Genomic DNA, 21,805 nt, shown 5'->3' with positions numbered 1-21,805 from the left:
TTGGTCTGTAATACTAACTATAATTGCTTGGCAATACCAGTATTGTTAATAAGTAATAAGTTTATAAAATAATATGAAAACCAAAATTTAATTATTAATACTGTAATTCAAATTTTAAGAAGTTCTAAATTATAAAAAGAATAGTGTGTAAGAAATCTAATAAAGAAAAAGAAATCAACCAACGTGTGCATCTACGCTATCGTTTACTTGAAGGTTTTTTTGTTATGACGCTCAGCTTTTCTGTTTTCCTTTTTCTTTCTCTCGTAAGTTATCACATGAAAGATTCTTCTAATTATTTACACCATATGACAATCAAAAAAGTAGATAATATTACAGGAAGAATAGGGGCAAAACTTTCTAATTTTTTTTTATATATAATTGGATATACAGCTTATTTCTTTCCTTTAATGCTCGTCTTTTCCGCATGGACTTTCTTCAAAAATCAGTACGCTCAACAGTTCAGATTTCTTATAACATGGTCTTCACTTTTTCTATATTCTTCGGGTTTTTTATTAATATTACTGGCAAGCTCTGCACTGACTGTTGTGCTCTTTCCTCATCTACCTTCTCACTTTCCTTTTAATTCAGGAGGAATACTTGGCTCTATTATAGCAAAAATACTGTTGTCTATTTGCAACAAAGTAGGAACGGTATTAGTTTTAATCTCTTCTTTAATGACTGGGACTACGTTACTCACTGGCTTATCGTGGTTTAGATTTTTAGAAATTTTTTGGTATATATTTAAATCAGAAAAAGAAAAATCACAAATGATTTCATGGAGAAATTTATTTCCTGAATTATTACCTAGAAATACAAAAGAAGTAATTATTGTTCCTAAAAATAAACTTACTCAACCTATTATTATTTCAGACCTTCAACCGAATAATAGAAAAAAAATTACTGTGTGTCGTAAAAAATCAGAGAATGTAAATACAAACTATTATAAAGATTCATTTATTGTTCCAGATCTTACTTTGTTGGACAAGCCTATTAAGAAAAATTATCAAGCTTCTTCTTTTAAAGAAGAGTTACAACAAAGATCAATGGAACTAGAATTGCATCTACTAGATTTTGGCATTCGATCTCGGGTGCTGGCTGTACATCTTGGTCCTGTAATTACTCGTTTTGAATTAGCATTAGCTTCTGGGACAAAAGTTAATCGAGTAACCAATTTAGTGAAAGACTTAGCTCGTTCTTTATCGGTAGCTAATGTGCGAATAGTAGAAGTTATCCCAGGAAAAGCAACTATTGGTATTGAAATTCCAAATAAAGTTCGAAAAATAGTCACCTTATATGAGGTCTTATCTACTAATCAGTATAAAAATGCAAAATCCAACTTAACATTAGCATTGGGAAAAGATATTAACGATCAACCAATTATTGTCGATCTAGCCAAAATGCCGCATTTGCTAGTAGCAGGTACAACCGGCTCTGGAAAATCGGTTAGCCTAAATGTTATGGTTTTAAGCTTACTTTATAAATCTACTCCAAAAAAAATAAAATTAATCCTCATTGATACAAAGATGCTAGAACTTTCTACTTATGATGGTATTCCGCATTTACTTAATCCTGTGATAACTAACGTAGAAGATGCTGACTTAGCATTACAATGGTGCGTAGCCGAAATGGAGAGACGTTATCGTCTTATGGCTGCGTGTGGAGTAAGAAATATTCTTGGATATAACACCAAGGTGCAAGAGGCAGGTAGATTGGAAAAACTGTCTCGCTTCAATTCTTTACCAAAATTAGAAAAAATGACGAGGAGATTGCAAGAATTACCACAGATTGTAGTCATTGCAGACGAATTTGCCGATATAATGTTAGCAATTAATAAAAAAATTGAAACGCTTATCACTTGTTTAGCACAAAAAGCTCGAGCAGCAGGTATTCACTTAATTTTTGCAACTCAACGACCTTCAGTAGATATTATTACTGGATCAATTAAAGCTAACATTCCTACAAGAATTGCTTTTCAAGTTGCTTCAAAAATAGATTCTCGTACTATACTAGATCAACAAGGTGCAGAGCAATTATTAGGTCATGGAGATTTGCTTTATCTAGCACCAGGTTCAGGCATTCCAATTCGTGTGCATGGTTCTTATGTTAGAGACGAAGAAGTACATCGTGTAGTAGAATATTTAAAACACGCTAGCACTAAAAAAATACCGTGTAAAAAGATTTTTCATCGATAAAAAAATTACAACGAATATTATAAAAATATGCGATTAGGTATAGAAAAATTGTTATATTTTAAATACAAATTTCCTATAAATCATCGGCTACGTTGTTCTACACGTGTTGCTTTTAGATAGCATGGCATGGTCTATAAATCTCTATAAAAACTTTTTATGGAAATCATCTATTATTATGCTACAAAACACAAGCGAAAACTGTTGTGCGTACTACACAAAAACTGTAAAGACCTACATCTTTACATAATTAATTTGCATACAATTAAGTAATCTTCTAAGAAAAAAAGTTTTACATTCTATATAACTTCATAAAACTAAAAGAGTTTAACTATAAAAAGTAATATGTATAATGTGTTTTATTCAAGTATTTTCCACGCATTATAAGAAAAATTGTAGTTTTCTTAGAAAGACACATAACTGTTTGACGAAATTAAATAAAACAAATAAATAAAGACGAATAAAATGTTGATAATAAAAGAATTCGCTAAATTAAGCCGTATTAATTAATAATGATAAAAATCTTCTATCTTGACAAACAGAACCACCGTGTTCTTTATAGTGAATTGATAGAATATTGTAATTTTTTTGACCAATGTAAATTTTACTTTTCAGATGGCAAGTAAAAGTTTTCGTACATTTTGTAAAACATTTTAGGCAAGACTGCTATAATTTTTTAAATGCAGATTTATCATTTTCTTATTTTACATTAAAACCAATAGTATCATTATGATCCCTAATGATTGATATTAATGTCATTGTATATATTCTAAATTGGATGACTAAGGAGCAGCTATGTTGGATCCTAAGTTATTACGTAAAAACTTAGATGAAGTAGTACAAAAACTGTGTCTCCGTGGTTTTGTACTTGATAAAAAAACTTTTCTGAATCTTGAAAAGAAGAGAAAAACTTATCAAATAGTAACTCAATCATTACAAACTCAAAGTAATCAATTATCCAAATTAATTGGAATAACTAAACTAAAAAATGAAGATATTACATTGTTAGTGTCCAACGTTTCTTATTTAAGAAAGCAATTAACTCAGTATAAAGCTTTACTTGAAGTTGTTCAGAAAGAATTATTAAACTTCCAATTATCAATTCCTAATTTACCTCATGATTCTGTTCCGAAGGGAAAGAATAGACATGATAATCAAGAGATTCGCAGGTGGGGTGAATTTACTCCTTTCGACTTCTCCCCTAAAGACCATACTTCTTTAGGAAACAATCAATTAGACTTCGAATCTGCAGCTAAGTTATCAGGTACGCGATTCGTTGTTTTACGTGGAGGATTGGCTCGTATGCAAAGAGCTATAGAACAATTTATGCTGGATTTACATACCAGATATCATGGATACCAAGAAATATACGTCCCTTATTTAGTTCATGAAAAGTGCCTGTATGGCACAGGACAACTTCCTAAGTTTCGAGAAGAGCAATTTAAAATATCAAGTGGAAAATCAGAATTTTTTTTGATCCCAACGGCAGAAGTACCATTAGTTAATTTAGCAAGAGATAAAGTTTTTGACAATAATCAATTGCCTGAAAAATGGGTGGCTCAAACCCCATGTTTTCGCAGCGAAGCCGGATCTTATGGAAAAGATGTCCATGGAATGATTCGTCAACATCAATTCCAAAAAGTAGAGCTTATTCAATTAGTAAAACCAGAAAACTCTTATCAAGCCTTAGAGGAATTAACTAAACAAGCTGAAAAGGTATTACAATTTTTAAACCTTCCTTATCGAGTAGTAGAACTATGTACTGGTGATTTAGGCTTTTCTGCTGCTAAAACTTATGATCTTGAAGTTTGGTTGCCAGCGCAACGACGTTATTGTGAAATTTCTTCATGTAGTAATTGCGAGTCTTTTCAAGCCCGTCGAATACAAGCACGATGGAGAAACACCAAAACAAAAAAACTTACTTTTCTGCATACAATTAATGGCTCAGGTCTTGCTGTAGGACGTACTTTAATTGCTGTGATGGAAAACTATCAGCAAGCTGATGGCAGTATTCGTGTACCAAAAGCACTAAAACCTTACATGGATAATATGGATTTTCTGTCGGTATCTTCATAGTCTACCAATAAACTTAACTATTCAGACATGTATTCTATACTTTTATTTTAAATTAAAAGATAGCCATACTTTTAGTTATTAATTTAATATTACACTAGAAAGTGTTCATGCTGTAAGATACTACAAAATGAAAAAGTTAAAGATTTTCTTAGTATTTACCCCAAATTATATCGGCCTAATCCTATTTATAGGATGGAGAGAAATAGTTTTACGCATTGGAGAGATGGCAGAGTGGTTAAATGCGACGGTCTTGAAAACCGTTAAGGAGAAAATCTCCTTCCAGGGTTCGAATCCCTGTCTCTCCGTTTTAACGCTAGCCATCACCAATCACCATATCATTATTTGTAAAATTTCTTTATCTTCGAAGAATTACAACACACTATAGTGCATGTTCAACAAAATATTTTATAAGACAATCCGTTTTATATTGTGTGACTATACACCGAAAGAAAAATCATTAACTTGACACTTTTTAGAAAAATTTTTTAATACTCTTTCTCGAGATATTATCACTTTTATATACTCTTGTTGTTTGTTATTGTGTATAATCACTTGGTGATATTCATGTTAAGATTTTATAGGTGGAGTTTTTACTTTTAAAAAAGAACACCAATCCTTTTTCTAAACGGTTTTAGCAAAGCTACGTGAAATAAGTCCTAAAAAATACAGAAATGTAAAAATAGGCAGGTTTTTTGGTGTAAGTGGTAAACGTCCTGTTGTCTATGATCCTTCTATTTAAACTATTAAAGCGTTTTACAAAACTGTTAAGAAACTACCGTAAAAGGAAATATTAAAGTGCTGAATGCTAAATTAGCCAAGACAATCTCCAATTTCCAATAAACTCTTCTGACTAACTAAACTTTATAAGTGATTACCCTGTGGAGTTATTATGAATATTGCGATTTTTCTTACCTTAATTCGACTATCTTCTATTCCTATTTTCGGTCTTTTTTATTACTTACCTTCCCAATGGGCACACCCCATCGCTGCCATCATTTTCGTATTTGCAGGAATAACAGACTGGTTAGATGGTTATATAGCTCGTAGTCTTTCACAAACAACAGACTTTGGTGCATTTTTAGATCCTGTAGCTGATAAATTATTAGTAGGAGCAGCATTGGTAATGGTAGTTGGTGAATGTTATGTAGATTATTTGGCAATTCCTGGAGCTATTATAATTTGTCGAGAAATAATTATCTCCGCTTTACGAGAATGGATGGCAGAACTAGGGAAACGAACTAGTGTAGCTGTAACTCTTCTATCAAAAACTAAAACTACTCTCCAGATAATGGCCTTAATTTTGCTAATCTGGTATGCACCTAAAGCATCATTATGGATATTAGTAAGTGGAGTAACATTACTATGGATTACAGCTCTTCTTACAATTTGGACAATGATAATTTACTTAAAGATAACATGGCAAGACTTGACAACTTCTCATGAAAAGTAATAATAATTACACACGATGTAGAGTTATTTATCATGACGTTTATCCATCTTTATAATGAGAACTGGATTTAAAAAAAGCGGGGATAGCTCAGTTGGTAGAGCGCAACCTTGCCAAGGTTGAGGTCGCGAGTTCGAATCTCGTTTCCCGCTCTAGTATTCTACTAATGAACATTGTGTGTATCATTCAATTTGCATCTTTTTACCACTTTAGGTTAAGAGCGTTGTCAAAAACAGTGATGAATCTTTTATTTAATCTCAAGAGAATCTTAACTTGCAATAATTCTAAATTTGGAATAGATTTTTATACGAATAATTACACTCTCAACTAGATATTGAAGACTTGAGTAAAATCAATTTTTATAATTGAATTAAATTTAGATTTTCAAATTTTAAACTATTCTACCTTTTATGAAGAATATTGATTTATTCATGTAAGTATTTAGAATATTTTCCTGACAAAGATTGGAGAAGCAATGCGATAGGAAATACAACGGTTAATATAAGAGAATATGCACTATCAAGGATTTATAAATCTAAAATTTTAGAGAGAAAAATGGCTGGATGGCAGAAAGTGGTTATGTAACGGCCTGCAAAGCCGTCTATGCCGGTTCGAGTCCGGCTCCAGCCTTTTTCAAATAAATAAGTAAAACTTTGGAAGCTAAAAAGCCCAGGTGGCGAAATTGGTAGACGCAAGGGACTTAAAATCCCTCGGAGGGAAACCTCCATGCCGGTTCGAGTCCGGCCCAGGGCATTGGGCTCTATTTTCTTTTTTACTGAAAAACGTAAAAACTCTTAAAATACTTCCTGTTTTCATAATTTTTGAAATCACAATAAACGGTTACAAACGTTTTTTATCGCATCAATAGTAATATCTCTTAATTCCTCTATCAACGGAAGTTCAATATTAAGCGGTGGTAACCAATAAATTGTGTTTCCTAAAGGGCGTAGCAGAGCGCCTAATTTTATAGCTTCTTGACAGATTTCGTATCCTAATCGTGGATAAAAACGGTGACGCAAGTCTGCTGCTACTATAGCACCAATATTTCGAACGTTTATTAATTGATCTGTACTTTTAGCAACGACTTTCATATTTTCATATAAGATTTTTTCAAGCACAGAAACTCTTTTACAAAGATTTTCTTTGTAAAGAATTTTTAATGTCGCAAGAGCAACACTCGCACCTAATGCGTTTCCTGAATAAGTATGGGAATGAAGAAAAGCTTTGTCAGTTTCATAGTCATCATAAAAATAGTTATATATTTCTTCACTGGTTAAAATTGCACTGAATGGTAACCAGCCTGAAGTGAGCCCTTTAGAAAGACAAACAAAATTTGGAATAATGTTAGCATATTCACATGCTAACATTTTCCCCGTTCTTCCTATACCTGTCATTACTTCATCTGCAATTAAATGAATGTTATGTTTCTTTGTCCATTGTGATAATCGAAATAAAAAATTTTTACTATAAATTCTCATACCGACCGCTCCCTGCACGATAGGTTCTACAATAACGGCTGTAGTGTTTTCCGTATATGGTTCAAGTGAATGTTCAATCGTTTTCCATTGGGAAGCACAATCGTACCATTGGGCGCTATTGGTATTGGCAACATAAGGAATGTCAATAATAAAAAAAGGCTTAAACAACATGGTAGCATATGGAGATCGATACAATCCGAGGTCGCTTACACTAAGCGCACCTATAGTCTCTCCATGATAACTATTTTTTAATGCGATAAATTTTGTTCTTTTTTTATCACCAGTAATAATTCTTGAATGTAAACTCATCTTCATTGCAATCTCTACAGCACAAGAACCATCACCCGCGTAGAATATCTTAGTTAGAGAAGGCATTAATTCAGCTAATTTGCAAGAAAGCTCAACAATAACTTCATGAGTTGTATTTACCGGAATAACGTGCTCAAACCTTTCTAATTGTTTTCTTAAGGCTGTCTTTAATAAAGGGTGATTATGCCCTAATGATTTACACCACCAGCTAGAGATAGCATCAATTAGTTTTTTTCCATTTTGGAGCTCAATATAACTTCCTAAAGCGCTTTTTATTATTAATGGTTTAAATTTCTCATAATCTTTCATTTGTGAACAAGGATGCCAAATATGTTTTAGATCTAATAATTCAATTTCCATCTGTGTTGACCATTATAATTTTAGTTGACTGATCAAAGAGACTATTATAGACTCTTTACCCTTAATCTACAAAGGGGGTTTTTAATGGAAGATACCACTTGGACTCAGTCGTCTATTGCTTGTTTATTCGAGATACCATTTTTCGAGTTACTGTTTAAGGCGTACAGTGTGCATCGCACATATTTCGATATTACAGAGATGGAACTTTGTACTTTATCGAGTATAAAAACGGGGACTTGTCCAGAAGATTGTGCTTATTGTACCCAAAGTGGACATTACAAAACTAACCTTAAACGAGAAAAGTTGATCGATGTTGATGCAATTATTCAACAGGCCAAGATTGCTAAAAAAAGTGGTGCTAAACGTTTCTGTATGGGCGCTGCTTGGAGAACTCCACCAAAAAAAGATCTACCGAAAGTTCTTGAAATGATTAAAGCGGTGAAATCCTTAGGATTGGAAACTTGTGTAACGCTAGGAATGCTTGATTCGGAGCAAGCTAATGATCTAAAACAAGCAGGATTAGATTTCTATAACCACAATTTGGACACTTCCCCTGATTTTTATCAGAAGATTATTACTACTCGTACTTATCAAGACCGCATTAATACATTAGAAAATGTTAGAAATGCTGGCATTAATGTTTGTTGCGGTGGTATTTTGGGAATGGGAGAATCTCGAAAAGATCGAATCGCACTGTTATTACAACTTAATCAATTATCGGAACCACCGACAAGTATTCCAATCAATCAGCTTGTTCCTATAGAAGGTACACCTTTAGAAGGTGTAGAATCTTTGGATCCTTTCGAATTTGTAAGGACTGTTGCGATAACTCGACTGATATTTCCAAAGTCAATCATTCGTCTGTCTGCAGGACGTGAAAAAATGACCGATGAGTTACAAGCATGGTGCTTCATGGCTGGTGCAAATTCCATCTTTTATGGGGATAAATTACTAACAGCAAAAAATCCTGAGAAAAATCGAGATTTTCATCTGTTAAATCGTTTAGGAATGAAGACTCCTCTCTCTATACACGTTTAGAGTTACAACGCTGTGATTGAGAAAATCCAGGACCGGTTAGGTCGATATGCACAGAATTTCCTGTTAAGAAAGCGAGTTGTCGTTACGAAATGTAAGGACAGTTATATAAAAGTAGATGGTCAACCTTGTATCAATTTTTGCAGTAACGACTATTTAGGTTTATCCAATCATCCCTTAGTAAAAGAGGCTTTTATCAAAGGAATTCAGTCTTATGGGGTAGGCAGTGGGTCTTCGGCCTTAGTCTCTGGATATTTTGAATCACAAAAATGCTTAGAGGAAAGATTTTCCGAATTTTTACTTAGAGATCGATCAATTTTTTTTAATTCTGGATATACGGCAAACTTGGGAGTTGTTACTTCATTAAGCAATCGCCAAAGTATCGTTCTTTCAGATAAATACTGTCATTCTTCATTGCTTGAAGCTGTCCGCTTATCTAGAGCCCGGCATTATCGTTTTAAGCATAACGATTTAGAACATTTTGATTATCTATTGTATTCAAAAAAACCTGATATAGTAATTACAGAAGGCATCTTTAGTATGGATGGTGATTTTTCTCCATTATTATCTATTAGTCATCGTATTTTTAAGAAAAATATTTTATTGATAGTAGATGATGCTCATGGTGTTGGGGTTTTAGGAAAAAACGGTGGTGGCAGTTGTGCACAATGGGGATTAACCCAATCGGAAGTGCCATGTTTGATTGCCCCTTTAGGAAAGGCCTTCGGTTGTACTGGTGCTGTTGTATCAGGTAGGAAAAATATTATAGAAGCTATTATTCAATTTTCTAAAAGCTATCGTACTACCACAGCTTTACCACCTGCTATTTGCATGGCTATTTTAAAATCAATGGATATTATACAAATGGAAAGTTGGCGTCGAGAACGACTTAATGAAATTATTAATTTTTTTATTGAACAAGCAAAAAGTAAAGGATTAGAGCTAGTATCTTACGATAAAACACCTATTAGGTGTTTTATCGTAGCGGATAATGAAAAAGTACAATGGATTCAAGAAAAAATGCTCGAGAGAGGTTTTTTTATTGCTTCTATTCGCCCACCAAGTGTTCCTAATGAGAAATTGACTAGGATTCGTATTTCTTTAAATTGTTTACACACTAAGAAGCAAATTATTCAACTTCTTTGTCATCTTTCTGGTTTTTTATGCTAACTAAATCTTCAATAGCTTGCATACCAGGATGGGGATTTAAGCCTTCTCTTTTGAAAGATGGTTTGTGTTTAAAAGAATCTATACTAATTAATTTGCCAGATATTAAAGAATTAACATTAAATAGAGTTGCACAGAATGTGTCTTATTTAATACCTAACAACACGACAATAATAGGGTGGTCTCTTGGAGGATTAATTGGAATCATGTTAGCTGTCTATTTTCCAAAGAAAGTAAAAAAATTAGTTTTACTGTCATGTTCCCCTAGATTTACACAGAAAGCGAGATGGATAGGAATGTCTTCAGTAGAAGTTAATAAATTTATAGAATTAGCAGAAAATAATATAGTTAATCTATTTGATTATTTTCTTACACTAGTCAATTATCCTAATAGGGCAACCTGTTATAGACATTTACTACTCAGTCATTCTTTAAATTGCTTAGAGCATCGTAAAGTGTTACTTAGATACTTGAGAATCTTGTTTAAATCCGATGTTAGAAAGATTTATAAAAGCATTACGGTACCTCTTTTTCTTGTTTTCGGAAAACAAGATCCTGTCGTACGATTAAATTTGGAAAAACTTTATGATTTAAATCCGAAAGCTATAATGCACGCTATTTCAGGATCCGGACATCTGGCTTTTTTAACTCACAAAGAAAGTTATTATAGTCAATTAATAGAGTTTATTAATTATGCTGAGTGAGAAGAAAATACGCATACAGCGATCTTTTAATAAAGCGTTTAAAACCTATGATAATTATAGTGACATACCAAAAAAAATTTGTAACACACTACTCAATCAACTGAAAAAAATTGATTCTCATTATGAAATTATCGCTGATTTTGCTTGTGGAACTGGGATTAGTACCCAAGCAATCAGTCTAGCATATCTATATAAAAATTTATATGCAATTGACTTTTGTAATAATCTTTTAAATACAGCTAGAAGAAAAATCGAGAATTCTAACGTTATGTTTATTTTAGCAGATTTTGATGATTTTTTATTTTTTGAAAATTCAATTCATCTTATTTTTTGTAATATGGGATTACAATGGTCTTTAAATTTAAAAAATACTTTTAAAGTTTTTTCTTATCAATTAATACGATCAGGGATAATGGCTTTTTCCATTCCCTTAAAAGGAACATTTGACGAATTGGATGAAAAATCTCGTAATCAATTTTATCAACCTAATGTTATTACTAACTTGCTAGTATCAAGTGGTTTCTCAATGCTTTCTTGTCAAGAAATAAATTTCACTGATACATTTAATACTGTACAATCCGCAATTCGCTCTATAAAATGCATCGGGGCAAATTGCCTGATTCAAAAGCAAAAATCTAGTTTATCGATTAAACCGATATTAAAACCACAGTCTATCAATAAACAACCAGTTAAGTTAACTTACCGAATCGGTTTCTTTATTTGTAAAAAAATTTGAAAATGAATAATCTTACCACGTAAATATGACTATAAAAATTTTTGTAACTGGAACAGATACTGGTGTTGGGAAAACCTACATAAGTGCTGCTTTATTGCGCAAGTTCAATAATATTGGATATTCTACTTTTGGTATAAAGCCTGTCGCCTCTGGTTGTTATTATAGTACTAATAGCAATGAACTGCATAACGAAGATGCTCTTACTCTACAAAAAATTTCTTCAATTAAAACAAGTTATGCATTTGTTAACCCAATATCTTTAAAAGCACCAATTGCACCAAATATTGCTGCTCAATTAGAAGGTTTACATTTATCAACCACTGTTTTGATAGAAAAAATAAACAAATCCCTTGCGGTTTCCAGTGATGTTTTTATTATTGAAGGAATAGGCGGTTGGGCGGTGCCGTTAAATGCAACAGAATCAATGGCTGATTTTGTTGCATTGTTAAGAATTCCAGTCATTTTAATAGCAGGGATTAAGTTGGGTTGTTTAAATCACACGATTTTAACAGCGCAAGCAATAAAACAGAAAGGTGTACCATTTTTAGGATGGGTAGCAAATTGTATAGAACCTTACACAGAAAAAGTTAATGAAAATATTGAGACTTTAATAAAATGGGTAAAAGCGCCGTGTATAGGAGTTGTACATTACAAAAAAGACCCGATAGAGCAGTTTAGTCTTCAATCGATACTTAATTTTTCAAAAATTAATATGTAATTCTTTCTAGTATGAATCACAACGAACAAATAAAGAAACACATTGTTTGTGTGATGGGTCCTACGGCTATTGGTAAAACCCGGTTAGCTATTGAGTTAACGAAATTGTGGCCTTTTGAAATTATCAGCGTAGATTCAGCGATGGTATACCGCGATTTTGATATTGGAACCTCAAAACCAACTATCCAGGAATTGGAGATTACACCTCATCACCTGATTAATATTCGTAATCCCAATCACCCTTATTCTGTTGGTCAATTTTATAAAGACGCTTTAAAACAGATTAAATTAGTTCATAAAGTGAAGAATCGAATTCCTTTGTTAGTAGGTGGAACTATGTTGTATTTCTACGTTTTACAATATGGGTTGTCTGATTTACCTGTTGCTCATCCAATGATTAGAAAAAAAATTCTTAAAGAAGCAGAACAAAGTGGTTGGACCACTTTATATAAGAAATTGAAAAAAATCGATCCAAAATCCGCATTGCAAATTAATCAACACGATACTCAGCGTATCCAACGAGCGTTAGAAGTATTTGAGATAACAGGACAACCTTTATCAAATTACCAAAATTTAAATCGATTAAAAGCTATTTCTCATTGCCAATTTATTAATATTGTTTTAACTCCTATTGACCGTAAAATTTTACATGAAAACATAGAAAAACGTTTTGATCGAATGCTAAAAGATGGCCTTTTAAAGGAAACAAAGCAGCTATATAAACGATATTTAAATCCTAATCTACCAGCATTTCGCACAGTGGGTTATCGGCAAGCGTTACAGTATTTAAATGGTTATTGCAATTACGTAACGATGCGCTATAGAGCCGTTGTCGCTACCCGTCAATTGGCTAAACGGCAATTAACTTGGCTTAAAAGATGGTCTCAAGCAAAATGGTTTAGTAATAGTTTTGACGACAATAATATGGAGGACTTAATTAAAAGTGTAATGATCTACTTAAAAACTAGGCTTAAATAAGAATTAAAATTCAATTCCCTCTTGTAATTTCACTTTTTTGAATTTTTAAATGTAAAATACGAAGACACAAGCAATAATACTCCCTTGTTAGATTAATAATATTCTAATTTTAATCGGAAGATTTCTTATTTTGAACGTCGTGGCGTAAATTAATGATAGAGATCTAAATCACCTAAGAAGGTTTTTAAATTTATATTCCATCGTTATAATAATCAATTACTTAATACTTTTTTGCAGAGATATTTTACTTTTGAACAATGCAATTTCAAATAAGTATCTTATGACTAATTAAAATTTTATCTAAATAAACCATAAAAACGCAACTGTTTTGAGGTAATAATGGAAGAAAGACAGAGAATCTATAGAGTCATTTTTAATCAAGATGAAAAAGTTTATGAAATGTATGCTAAATATATTTCTGAGGAAAGTTTGATGGGATTTATTGAAATGGAGAAATTGATTTTTAATGACGCTGCTTCAGTGGTTGTTGATCCTTCCGAAGAAAAATTAAAGACTGAATTTCAAGGAGTAAAAAGAACTTACATTCCAATGCACATGATTTTAAGAATTGACGAGATGGAAAAACAAGGGTTTGCCAAGATTAAAGGGGCTGTAGAAAGAGGAAACGTACATCATTTTCCAGGAATATTGAATAGGCCAATAAAAGAATAACAATGAATTAAGAAAAATTCTCTATAGTATAAAATGTCGTTGAAAACTAAACACAATATAGTTTTCCTTATGATAACGGGCCGATAAAAAAAGTAAATAAACTAGTTTTTAAAGTCAATGGACGAGTCACATCATAAAAACAGTAATTGTTAAACGTTAGAAACACAAACAGATTTCACTATGCAAAAGAATAAAATTAAATACTAAAAACCTTTAATTAATAAATACAACGATCACTGAAATTTGCCAGTAATCAGCAAATCTGTTATTTTCAGAAATACTTAATAAAAAATAAATTAGATAAACGGCCATGATTTTAATGGAACGGTAAAAGTTTGATTTAATGTATCACAAATGTCCGTCTTATATTTAACGTTGTTCATTTTAAATAATCTATAATTTTTCTACATAAATGATATAAAAATCGGCAGTATAATGATTGAAAAGAAAAATGCAATTTTTTTACTTTTTAAAAAAACGTTAAAGCTCTTGTTGTGTGGAATGATTATTTCTAGTACGTTCTTTTTAACCGGTTGTCATACAGCAATAAAGGGTATTCTTAATCCTACAGGCAGTATAACCTATAAAGAAAAACATTTATTTTTCGATGCTCTTTTTCTGATGCTGATTATAGTGATACCAGTTTTCATTATGAGTGTTTACTTTCTTATTCGTTATCGTGCAGCTGGTAACTATACAAGCAGTGGTGACCGTAAAATTTCAGATTACTGGCCAAACTGGAGCCATAGTGCTTTTCTAGAAGTAGTTTTATGGGGCGTTTCAATAATCATAGTCTCTATTCTCGGAGTAATGGCATGGACAACGAGTCATAAATTAGATCCTTATCTTCCCATACAACAGGATAGAAAACCAATGATAATAAAAACTATAGCCTTACCTTGGAAATGGCTCTTTATTTATCCAGAACAAAATATTGCTACAATCAATTATCTAGAAATAGCTCAAGGACAGCAGGTAGAATTCATTTTTACTAATGACAATGTTCCAATGAGTGCTTTCTTTATTCCACAATTAGGAAGTCAGATGTATACTATGGCAGGTATGCGAACTCGACTGTATTTAATTGCTGAAAAATTAGGTACTTATGTGGGGTTCGATAGCCAATATAATGGGAAAGGTTTCTCTGATATGCGTTTTAATGTAAAAGTAGTAAAACCAGACGAATTACGACATTGGTTTTATAAAGTTAAACAGTCCGGTGAAAAGTTAATTCCATCGGTATATCAGAAGCTTATTCAACCTTCCATTAAAGTGCCTGCGCGCTGTTATGTTGTAGTAATGCCGAATTTATTTTCAAAGACACTTATGCAGTATAAAAAGACAACTATCAATAATTTTCAATAGTGTAAAGGTTGAGAAATGTTAAGAGAACTTTTTCTAGGTACATTAACGCTCGATGCAGTGCCAATTCATACTCCCATTATTGTGGGAGCTATTATTTTTATGGCCATATTCTTTTTTGGAATTGTCGCATTTATTACTTTTACCAAAAAATGGGCGTATATTTGGCGCCAATGGATAGTCTCTGTAGATCATAAAAAGATTGGAGTCATGTATGCTCTCTTAGCAGGAGTTATGTTATTACGAGGGTTTTCGGATGTTATATTAATGCGCTCACAACAAGCCATTGCAGCGGGTACAAATGTTGGTTTTCTGTCTCCTGAACATTACGACCAAATTTTTACAGCTCATGGTGTGATTATGATTTTCTTTGTGGCTATGCCATTGGTATTTAGCTTGGCAAATATTGTTTTACCATTACAAATTGGTGCTCGAGATGTTGCTTTCCCTTATCTTAATTCTCTTAGTTTTTGGATGACTTTTGTAGGAGCGATGTTATGTAACTTTTCTCTTGTGATAGGTGATTTTGCAGCAACAGGTTGGTTAGCCTATCCACCTCTTTCTGAATTATATTACAGTCCTACAGTAGGAGTAGACTACTTTATCTGGTCATTACAAATTTCTGGGATAGGAAGTCTTTTAGGAAGCATCAATTTTATTGTTACTGTATTCAAGATGCGAGCTCCAGGTATGAATTTCATGAAAATGCCTATCTTTGTTTGGACGACATTTAGTTCAATGATTTTAGCTGCTCTTGCTTTTCCTATTTTAACCGTTAGTCTGGCTTTATTGACACTCGATCGCCTATTAGGGATGCATTTTTTTAGTCAGTATGCTGGTGGTAACATGATGATGTATATCAATTTAATTTGGGCTTGGGGGCACCCAGAAGTGTACATATTAATTTTACCTGCTTTCGGTGTATTTTCAGAAGTTGTAGCGACATTTAGTCGAAAGAAATTATTTGGTTATACAACTATGGTATACGCAACGCTTGTGATTACTTTTTTGTCTTTTATTGTTTGGGCGCATCATTTCTTCACTATGGGCAGTGGGGGAGATGTAAATGCTATTTTTGGAATTACAACGATGATTATTGCCATACCCACTGGGGTAAAGATTTTTAATTGGCTCTTTACCATGTATAAAGGTAGAATAACCACACGCACTCCTCTGCTATGGGTTTTTGCCTTTTTTTTCACTTTTTCTATAGGAGGAATTGCAGGTGTATTAATGGCTATTCCACCTATAGATTTTCAGGTTCATAACAGTTTATTTTTAGTAGCACATTTTCATACCGTAATTATTGGTGGTGTGCTTTTTGGACTTTTTTCTGGATTTATTTATTGGTTCCCGAAGGCTTTTGGTTTTCGACTTGATGAACAATTAGGTAAGTGGTCTTTCATTTTTTGGGTGATAGGTTTTTACATTGCATTTATGCCTCTTTACTTTTTAGGATTGATGGGAGTCATGCGACGTCTTTATCATTATACAGACATTACCTTACAACCCTATTTCGTTGTTGCAGCTATTGGTGCCGCATTGATTATGATCGGTATTCTACTACAAATTTCTCAGATTATTGTTAGTATAAAAAATCGTCATCAATTACGCGACAATACTGGAGATCCTTGGGATGGACGAACCTTAGAATGGTCTATAGCTTCACCAGCGCCTTCTTATAATTTTGCTTTTATTCCAACAGTAAAAGAAAGAGACCAGTTTTGGGCTGATAAACAAAAAGCTAAAGAGCAAAATTGCTCATGGCGGGTTAATCCAGAAGATGTTCAATATGAAAATATTCATATGCCAAAGAATACTGCTGCAGGTTTTTTGATCGCTGTATTTTCCGGTATTTTTGGATTTTCTATTATCTGGCATATGTGGATTCCAGCCGTTCTTGGGTTGTTTAGTATAATTACAACAATCATTGTTCGGACTTTTAATAGAGAAGTTAACTATTATATTGAAGCTTCAATAGTGAAAAAAACCGAATTACATCACTATAAGGAAGCATCATCGTGAACGCAAAGACAACAGCTGACGATTTCAGTGACACAGACAAGATAGACATTTTCGGTTTTTGGCTTTATATAATGACTGATTGTATTTTGTTCGCTGCATTGTTTTCCACTTTTTTAGTATTACATTATCGAGGAGCAACAGGCCCTGTATTAAAACCATTAATTGATTTACCTTATGTTCTCATTGAGACTCTCTTTCTATTACTGAGTAATTTTACTTATTTTCTAGCTATATGCGCAATTAACAAAAATAAGTTATCTACAGTTATATTTTGGTTAATATCAACTTTCATATTAGGTGCTGGATTTCTTATTATGGAATTAAGAGAGTTTATTCATCTGTATTCTAAAGGTTATTCTTGGAATATAAGTGGATCTGCTTCTGCTTTTTTTACTCTTGTAGGAACACATGGTGTTCATGTAGCTGTAGGTCTGTTGTGGATATTAATCATAATTGTTCAGTTGCCAATTTTTAAAATTAATCAAAATGTAAAGAGAAGAATGGTGTATCTAAATCTTTTTTGGAATTTTTTGGATATTATTTGGATTTTTCTTTTTACGATTGTTTATTTAATGGAAGTAATTTGTGAATAATATTTCTTTCGAAAAGATAAGTAGTACCGGTGAAAAGAAATTAGGTGTTTATGTTCTTGGAATAATTCTGTGTATTGCTCTTACTTTTGTTTCTTTTTTGATAGTAATAATGAATACATCATTTTCTAAGATCGCAATGTTAAATGTTGTTTTCATCTCTGCTTTTGTTCAATTTATAGTTCAAATTGTATTTTTTCTGCAATTAAATACGAAAAATGAACATAGTAAAGTGAATTTAATATCTTTTGTATTTACTATGGTAATATTAATTGTACTCATAGGAGGTTCTTTATGGATTTTATGGAGCTTACATTATCGAATGATTCGTTAATCGTTGTTTGTGCTAAGATTAGAAGTTAATACCGCTTAATTATTCGCTAATGACAACGGAAATAGGCGCTATCTTTCTTCTTATGTTTCGATTATGCGTCATTGATTAGAAAAGTGTTTTCTTATTTTTTTTTAAAGAGTTAATACTGCTACTTTTCAGCAGATTGCGCCCGTAGCTCAGTTTGGATAGAGTACCTGGCTACGAACCAGGAGGTCGGCGGTTCAAATCCGCCCGGGTGCGTTAAAATACTAACATCGTGTCGCAGTGGCATCTTCCCTTTAGCATTTATTGCTTCACGAAATGTAGCGGTTATATCATTGTTTTTTTTCGGAATTATATCGTATAATAATCTTAAAGCCGAGCATAGATTCGTTTGGGCTTCTCTCCATGTGACGTTCCTAACATTCTTGCAAAAGCATTTTATTTCTATAACTGAAGGGAAATGACGATGAGTCAAAGTAAAGTCTATGTGGGGAGTTTGTCATATGATGTGACAACTGATGATCTTCAATCTTTTTTTGGACAATATGGTGATATCGAGGAAACCAGATTGATTACAGACCGAGAAACAGGGCGTTCTAAAGGTTTCGCTTTTATTACTTATACAAACCAAAGTGGAGCGCAAGCTGCTTTAGTTGCTAATGGTGTTGAATTGCAAGGACGTAAAATTCGAGTCAATATTGCACGAGATGGTATCAGCTCTAATAGCAACAATAGTGGCAATCGTCGACGAGATGGTGGCAATCATCCAGGAGGAGGGGGCAGTAGTCGACGAGTTCGATTTTAGTTGCCCATTCCTTTTGTCTCTATATATGATTAAACAAAAGCGAGGTTTCCTCGCTTTTGTCCGGTGCTTATTTGTTTTTTAGTTAAAATTAGCTAATAGGTTGGTACTATAACTCATAACACATAAAGCAGGCAGTCTGATTCAGTTTCTTATTCTTGTAGAGAATAAGGTCTAGTCTTTAGGTTATTTTTCTGAGTTAAAAATAAAATTAGGCCTACCGTACTGAATAAAACGGCAGACAATGCTAGAGGTAAAGCAGAAGAAATATTTTTAGTTATAACCAGTGTACTAGTAAAAGCCGAAAAAAAACATCGAAAAGAACCGCTTAAAGCAGCTGCCATGCCAGCCATATTTCCAAAAGGTTCCATAGCACCACCAGTGCCAGCTCCTAAACTAAACGTCCCTCCAACACCAATTAAAAGCATTGGATAAATAAAACCACTAATAGTAAGATTAGCAATTAAATACCAAGCTATCATAACAATTCCACCAAAGCATGAAATTAAAAACCCTACAGTGACTGTTTTATAGACACCAATTTTTCCAATATAAAAGCTTGACAATAGGCTTCCTATAAAAAAAGAGAAACCCATGCAAGCAAAATAATATCCATAATGCGATTCAGGAATATGCAGTAATCGCATGATAATATAAGGTGAAATTGAGCAGAAAATGAAAAGATAACTAAGACCTATTGCAGCAGCAAATGTATAATTAAAAAAAATTTGATTAATAAAAATATTTTTATATTCGCGAAATATCTTAGAATTAAGCGGAATGCGTTTATTTTTTGGCAATGATTCCGGTATAACTAATAAAACGTTTAAAATAGCCCATAAAGAAGTAATTAATAAAAAAAGAAAAGTAGATTGCCATCCGAAATGAATGTCTAAATAGCTTCCAAGAAACGGGGCAATCATAGGAGAAAATGCAATAATACCGTTTAAATAACTATAGGTTTTGCTACTTTTTTCTCCATGATAGAGATCTCGAGTAATAGCAAAACTTACTACAAGCATTCCTACTGATCCGATAGCTTGAATGATGCGATATATGATTAATTGTAATGTTGAGGTAGCGTTCGCACAGAGAAACGAACCCAGCGTAAAAATTACAATAGAAAGAATACCAATCGGTCGACGTCCGTATTGATCAGACAGAGGACCAATGATTAATTGAGTTATGCTGCAAGTAAGCATAAAAAGACTCAGCGTAAGTTGCATTTCTCTAGAAGACACATGAAATAAAATTGACATGCTGGGGACAGCTGGTACATAAATATCCATAGATAGTGCTAAAGCTATTACCATGGGTGTTAAAATCCACACGGTTTTGTAAATAGAAAGGGATGTCATGTGCAACCTTATATAATATCAAATAACAATACATTCTATCTGTTAAGATAAAGGAATAACAGATGTTTCAATGTTTAAATGGAAGTAAATATATGCATAATATTAAAAGTAATGATAACGCTAATAACGTATACCTCGATTCACCTTGTATGCTGTGATAGGATACTGTTTCTTTGTTTAAGTGCGCCCGTAGCTCAGTTGGATAGAGTACCTGGCTTCGAACCAGTGGGTCGGGGGTTCGAGTCCCTCCGGGCGCGTAGGAGTAGTGTTCAGGATAAGAGTCAATTTGAACGCTGCTTGCCATTGAGTCAAACGAGTGCATTTTTTATAAAAATTGCACAATAAAATATTTACCGAGTTTAACTATTTAATTGTTTTTTAATTGCTTTTCAATAATGCCTCCGCCTAAACATTCATTTCCTAAATAAAAGACCACGGACTGACCAGGTGTTATTGCCCATTGTGGATGTCTAAATTTCACTCGATAAAGGTCCTTAGTAAGCAATGCGATGCTACATAATTGGTCTACTTGTCGATAGCGTGTTTTAGCTTTACAAAAAAAAGGTAGTAAACGTGGAGGTGTGCCTTGAATCCAATGCACGTTGGAACAAACAAGTTCTGTGGTATAAAGTAAAGGATGATCATGTCCTTGACCAACGATTAATGCGTTGCGTTTAACGTCTTTATCGACAACATACCAGGGTTGAAAGTTACTATCGGAGCGACCACCAATGTAAAGACCTCTACGTTGTCCTATAGTATAGAACATGATACCATCGTGTTTACCAACAATTTTTCCTTCTGTAGTTTCCATATTTCCAGATTTTGCTAGTAAAAATTCACTCAGTAATGTTTTGAATCTGCGCTCTCCAATAAAGCAAATACCAGTACTATTCTTTTTTGCGTGAACAGTTAAGCCAGCTTGTTTTGCTATTTTTCGAACATCGGACTTTTTGTAGTTACTTAGTGGAAAGAAACTGTGAGATAGTTGATATTGATTGAGAAGATATAAAAAATAACTTTGATCTTTGTGTTCATCATGTGCTTTTAGCAATTTGAAATATCCATTTTTTTTTTGTAGATTTGCATAATGGCCCGTAGCAAGAAAATCCGCTCCCATTTTTTTGGCATATTTAAGTAAAAACTTAAATTTGATCTCCTTATTGCATAAAACATCAGGATTTGGTGTTCTTCCTTTAGAGAATTCATCTAAGCAGATCTGGAAAACATTGTCCCAGTATTCTCTACTAAAATTAATTGTGTATAAAGGCATTCCAATATAACCTGCAACAGCTTTAGCATCACTTAGATCTTTCTCCACTGTGCAAACAGGATCTGCTATATCGAATTCCCAATTTTTCATAAAAAGACCAAAGACCTTACATCCCAGTTTTTTCATGGTAAACGCAGCCACAGAAGAATCTACGCCTCCGGAAAGACCAATTGCAACTACATGATTTTTCTTAACATTTAACACAATTAAC

17 protein-coding genes, 6 tRNA genes and 1 pseudogene are annotated in these 21,805 nt (G+C 33.0%); 21 read left to right on the top strand and 3 right to left on the bottom strand.

Annotated features, from left to right (window positions below; genetic code table 11):
* The first annotated feature begins 143 nt into the window (after nt 1-143).
* The 7 genes from Z664_RS02680 to Z664_RS02650 all read left to right on the top strand — a co-directional run bounded on the left by Z664_RS02680 (nt 144) and on the right by Z664_RS02650 (nt 6,465).
* Nucleotides 144-2,192, top strand: a complete 2,049-nt coding sequence (locus tag Z664_RS02680; RefSeq protein WP_052246363.1) for a DNA translocase FtsK — start codon at nt 144-146, stop codon at nt 2,190-2,192.
* Nucleotides 2,193-2,984: 792 nt separating this feature from the next.
* Nucleotides 2,985-4,265, top strand: a complete 1,281-nt coding sequence (serS, locus tag Z664_RS02675) for a serine--tRNA ligase (RefSeq protein ID WP_039670100.1) — start codon at nt 2,985-2,987, stop codon at nt 4,263-4,265.
* Between the two features lie 217 nt (nt 4,266-4,482).
* Nucleotides 4,483-4,570, top strand: a tRNA-Ser gene (locus Z664_RS02670).
* A gap of 584 nt (nt 4,571-5,154) precedes the next feature.
* Nucleotides 5,155-5,715 carry a CDP-diacylglycerol--glycerol-3-phosphate 3-phosphatidyltransferase gene (gene pgsA / locus Z664_RS02665; protein ID WP_039670099.1) on the top strand — a complete coding sequence of 187 codons (561 nt, stop codon included), beginning with the start codon at nt 5,155-5,157 and terminating at the stop codon, nt 5,713-5,715.
* Between the two features lie 76 nt (nt 5,716-5,791).
* Nucleotides 5,792-5,864: transfer RNA gene (locus tag Z664_RS02660), tRNA-Gly, on the top strand.
* Between the two features lie 405 nt (nt 5,865-6,269).
* Nucleotides 6,270-6,342, top strand: a tRNA-Cys gene (locus tag Z664_RS02655).
* A 37-nt stretch (nt 6,343-6,379) separates the two neighbouring features.
* Nucleotides 6,380-6,465: transfer RNA gene (locus tag Z664_RS02650), tRNA-Leu, on the top strand.
* 74 nt (nt 6,466-6,539) lie between these two features.
* Here Z664_RS02650 and bioA read toward each other — a convergent pair.
* A pseudogene (gene bioA / locus Z664_RS02645) lies at nt 6,540-7,872 on the bottom strand (adenosylmethionine--8-amino-7-oxononanoate transaminase).
* A 71-nt stretch (nt 7,873-7,943) separates the two neighbouring features.
* Here bioA and bioB point away from each other — a divergent pair.
* From bioB to Z664_RS02575, 13 genes are all read left to right on the top strand, one after another.
* Entirely contained in the window at nt 7,944-8,897 is a 954-nt protein-coding gene (bioB, locus tag Z664_RS02640) for a biotin synthase BioB (protein ID WP_039670097.1), read from the top strand.
* A 12-nt stretch (nt 8,898-8,909) separates the two neighbouring features.
* Nucleotides 8,910-10,064: an aminotransferase class I/II-fold pyridoxal phosphate-dependent enzyme gene (locus Z664_RS02635; protein WP_039670096.1), complete on the top strand. Its 1,155-nt coding sequence runs from the start codon at nt 8,910-8,912 to the stop codon at nt 10,062-10,064.
* Complete coding sequence (locus Z664_RS02630; RefSeq protein ID WP_039670095.1) at nt 10,058-10,765, top strand: alpha/beta fold hydrolase; 708 nt, start codon at nt 10,058-10,060, stop codon at nt 10,763-10,765. Before Z664_RS02635 ends, Z664_RS02630 begins: the two co-directional genes overlap by 7 nt.
* A complete protein-coding gene (locus Z664_RS02625) occupies nt 10,755-11,501 on the top strand; it encodes a methyltransferase domain-containing protein (RefSeq protein ID WP_039670094.1) in 747 nt (248 codons plus the stop codon). The genes Z664_RS02630 and Z664_RS02625 overlap by 11 nt, the downstream gene beginning before the upstream one ends.
* A gap of 25 nt (nt 11,502-11,526) precedes the next feature.
* The gene (gene bioD, locus Z664_RS02620; RefSeq protein WP_039670093.1) at nt 11,527-12,219 is read left to right on the top strand and encodes a dethiobiotin synthase; all 693 of its coding nucleotides are present in this window, start codon (nt 11,527-11,529) and stop codon (nt 12,217-12,219) included.
* A gap of 53 nt (nt 12,220-12,272) precedes the next feature.
* Nucleotides 12,273-13,196: a tRNA (adenosine(37)-N6)-dimethylallyltransferase MiaA gene (miaA, locus tag Z664_RS02615; RefSeq protein WP_223147406.1), complete on the top strand. Its 924-nt coding sequence runs from the start codon at nt 12,273-12,275 to the stop codon at nt 13,194-13,196.
* Nucleotides 13,197-13,535: 339 nt separating this feature from the next.
* Nucleotides 13,536-13,868, top strand: coding sequence for a DUF1820 family protein (locus Z664_RS02610; protein ID WP_039670092.1), 333 nt, complete (start codon nt 13,536-13,538; stop codon nt 13,866-13,868).
* Nucleotides 13,869-14,303: 435 nt separating this feature from the next.
* The gene (locus Z664_RS02605) at nt 14,304-15,233 is read left to right on the top strand and encodes a COX aromatic rich motif-containing protein (protein ID WP_052246361.1); all 930 of its coding nucleotides are present in this window, start codon (nt 14,304-14,306) and stop codon (nt 15,231-15,233) included.
* A 15-nt stretch (nt 15,234-15,248) separates the two neighbouring features.
* A complete protein-coding gene (cyoB, locus tag Z664_RS02600) occupies nt 15,249-17,255 on the top strand; it encodes a cytochrome o ubiquinol oxidase subunit I (protein WP_039670091.1) in 2,007 nt (668 codons plus the stop codon).
* The gene (gene cyoC / locus Z664_RS02595; RefSeq protein WP_039670090.1) at nt 17,252-17,848 is read left to right on the top strand and encodes a cytochrome o ubiquinol oxidase subunit III; all 597 of its coding nucleotides are present in this window, start codon (nt 17,252-17,254) and stop codon (nt 17,846-17,848) included. The genes cyoB and cyoC overlap by 4 nt, the downstream gene beginning before the upstream one ends.
* Nucleotides 17,841-18,179 carry a cytochrome o ubiquinol oxidase subunit IV gene (gene cyoD / locus Z664_RS02590; RefSeq protein ID WP_052246360.1) on the top strand — a complete coding sequence of 113 codons (339 nt, stop codon included), beginning with the start codon at nt 17,841-17,843 and terminating at the stop codon, nt 18,177-18,179. Before cyoC ends, cyoD begins: the two co-directional genes overlap by 8 nt.
* Before the next feature lie 165 nt (nt 18,180-18,344).
* Nucleotides 18,345-18,419 (top strand) — tRNA-Arg (locus Z664_RS02585).
* Between the two features lie 208 nt (nt 18,420-18,627).
* Nucleotides 18,628-18,966: an RNA recognition motif domain-containing protein gene (locus tag Z664_RS02575; RefSeq protein WP_039670088.1), complete on the top strand. Its 339-nt coding sequence runs from the start codon at nt 18,628-18,630 to the stop codon at nt 18,964-18,966.
* A gap of 149 nt (nt 18,967-19,115) precedes the next feature.
* On the opposite strand, the gene Z664_RS02570 is transcribed toward Z664_RS02575, so the two are convergent.
* A complete protein-coding gene (locus tag Z664_RS02570) occupies nt 19,116-20,294 on the bottom strand; it encodes a multidrug effflux MFS transporter (RefSeq protein WP_245591073.1) in 1,179 nt (392 codons plus the stop codon).
* Between the two features lie 210 nt (nt 20,295-20,504).
* Here Z664_RS02570 and Z664_RS02565 point away from each other — a divergent pair.
* Nucleotides 20,505-20,578: transfer RNA gene (locus Z664_RS02565), tRNA-Arg, on the top strand.
* 110 nt (nt 20,579-20,688) lie between these two features.
* Here the strand turns inward: Z664_RS02565 and mnmA are convergent.
* Nucleotides 20,689-21,798: a tRNA 2-thiouridine(34) synthase MnmA gene (gene mnmA, locus Z664_RS02560; RefSeq protein WP_039670087.1), complete on the bottom strand. Its 1,110-nt coding sequence runs from the start codon at nt 21,796-21,798 to the stop codon at nt 20,689-20,691.
* Nucleotides 21,799-21,805 lie beyond the last annotated feature (7 nt).

It is taken from the genome of Coxiella endosymbiont of Amblyomma americanum, from assembly GCF_000815025.1.
GTDB lineage: Bacteria > Pseudomonadota > Gammaproteobacteria > Coxiellales > Coxiellaceae > Coxiella.
Note: the sequence above shows the minus strand (reverse complement) of the source record. Positions and strands in the feature narration are given on the sequence as shown.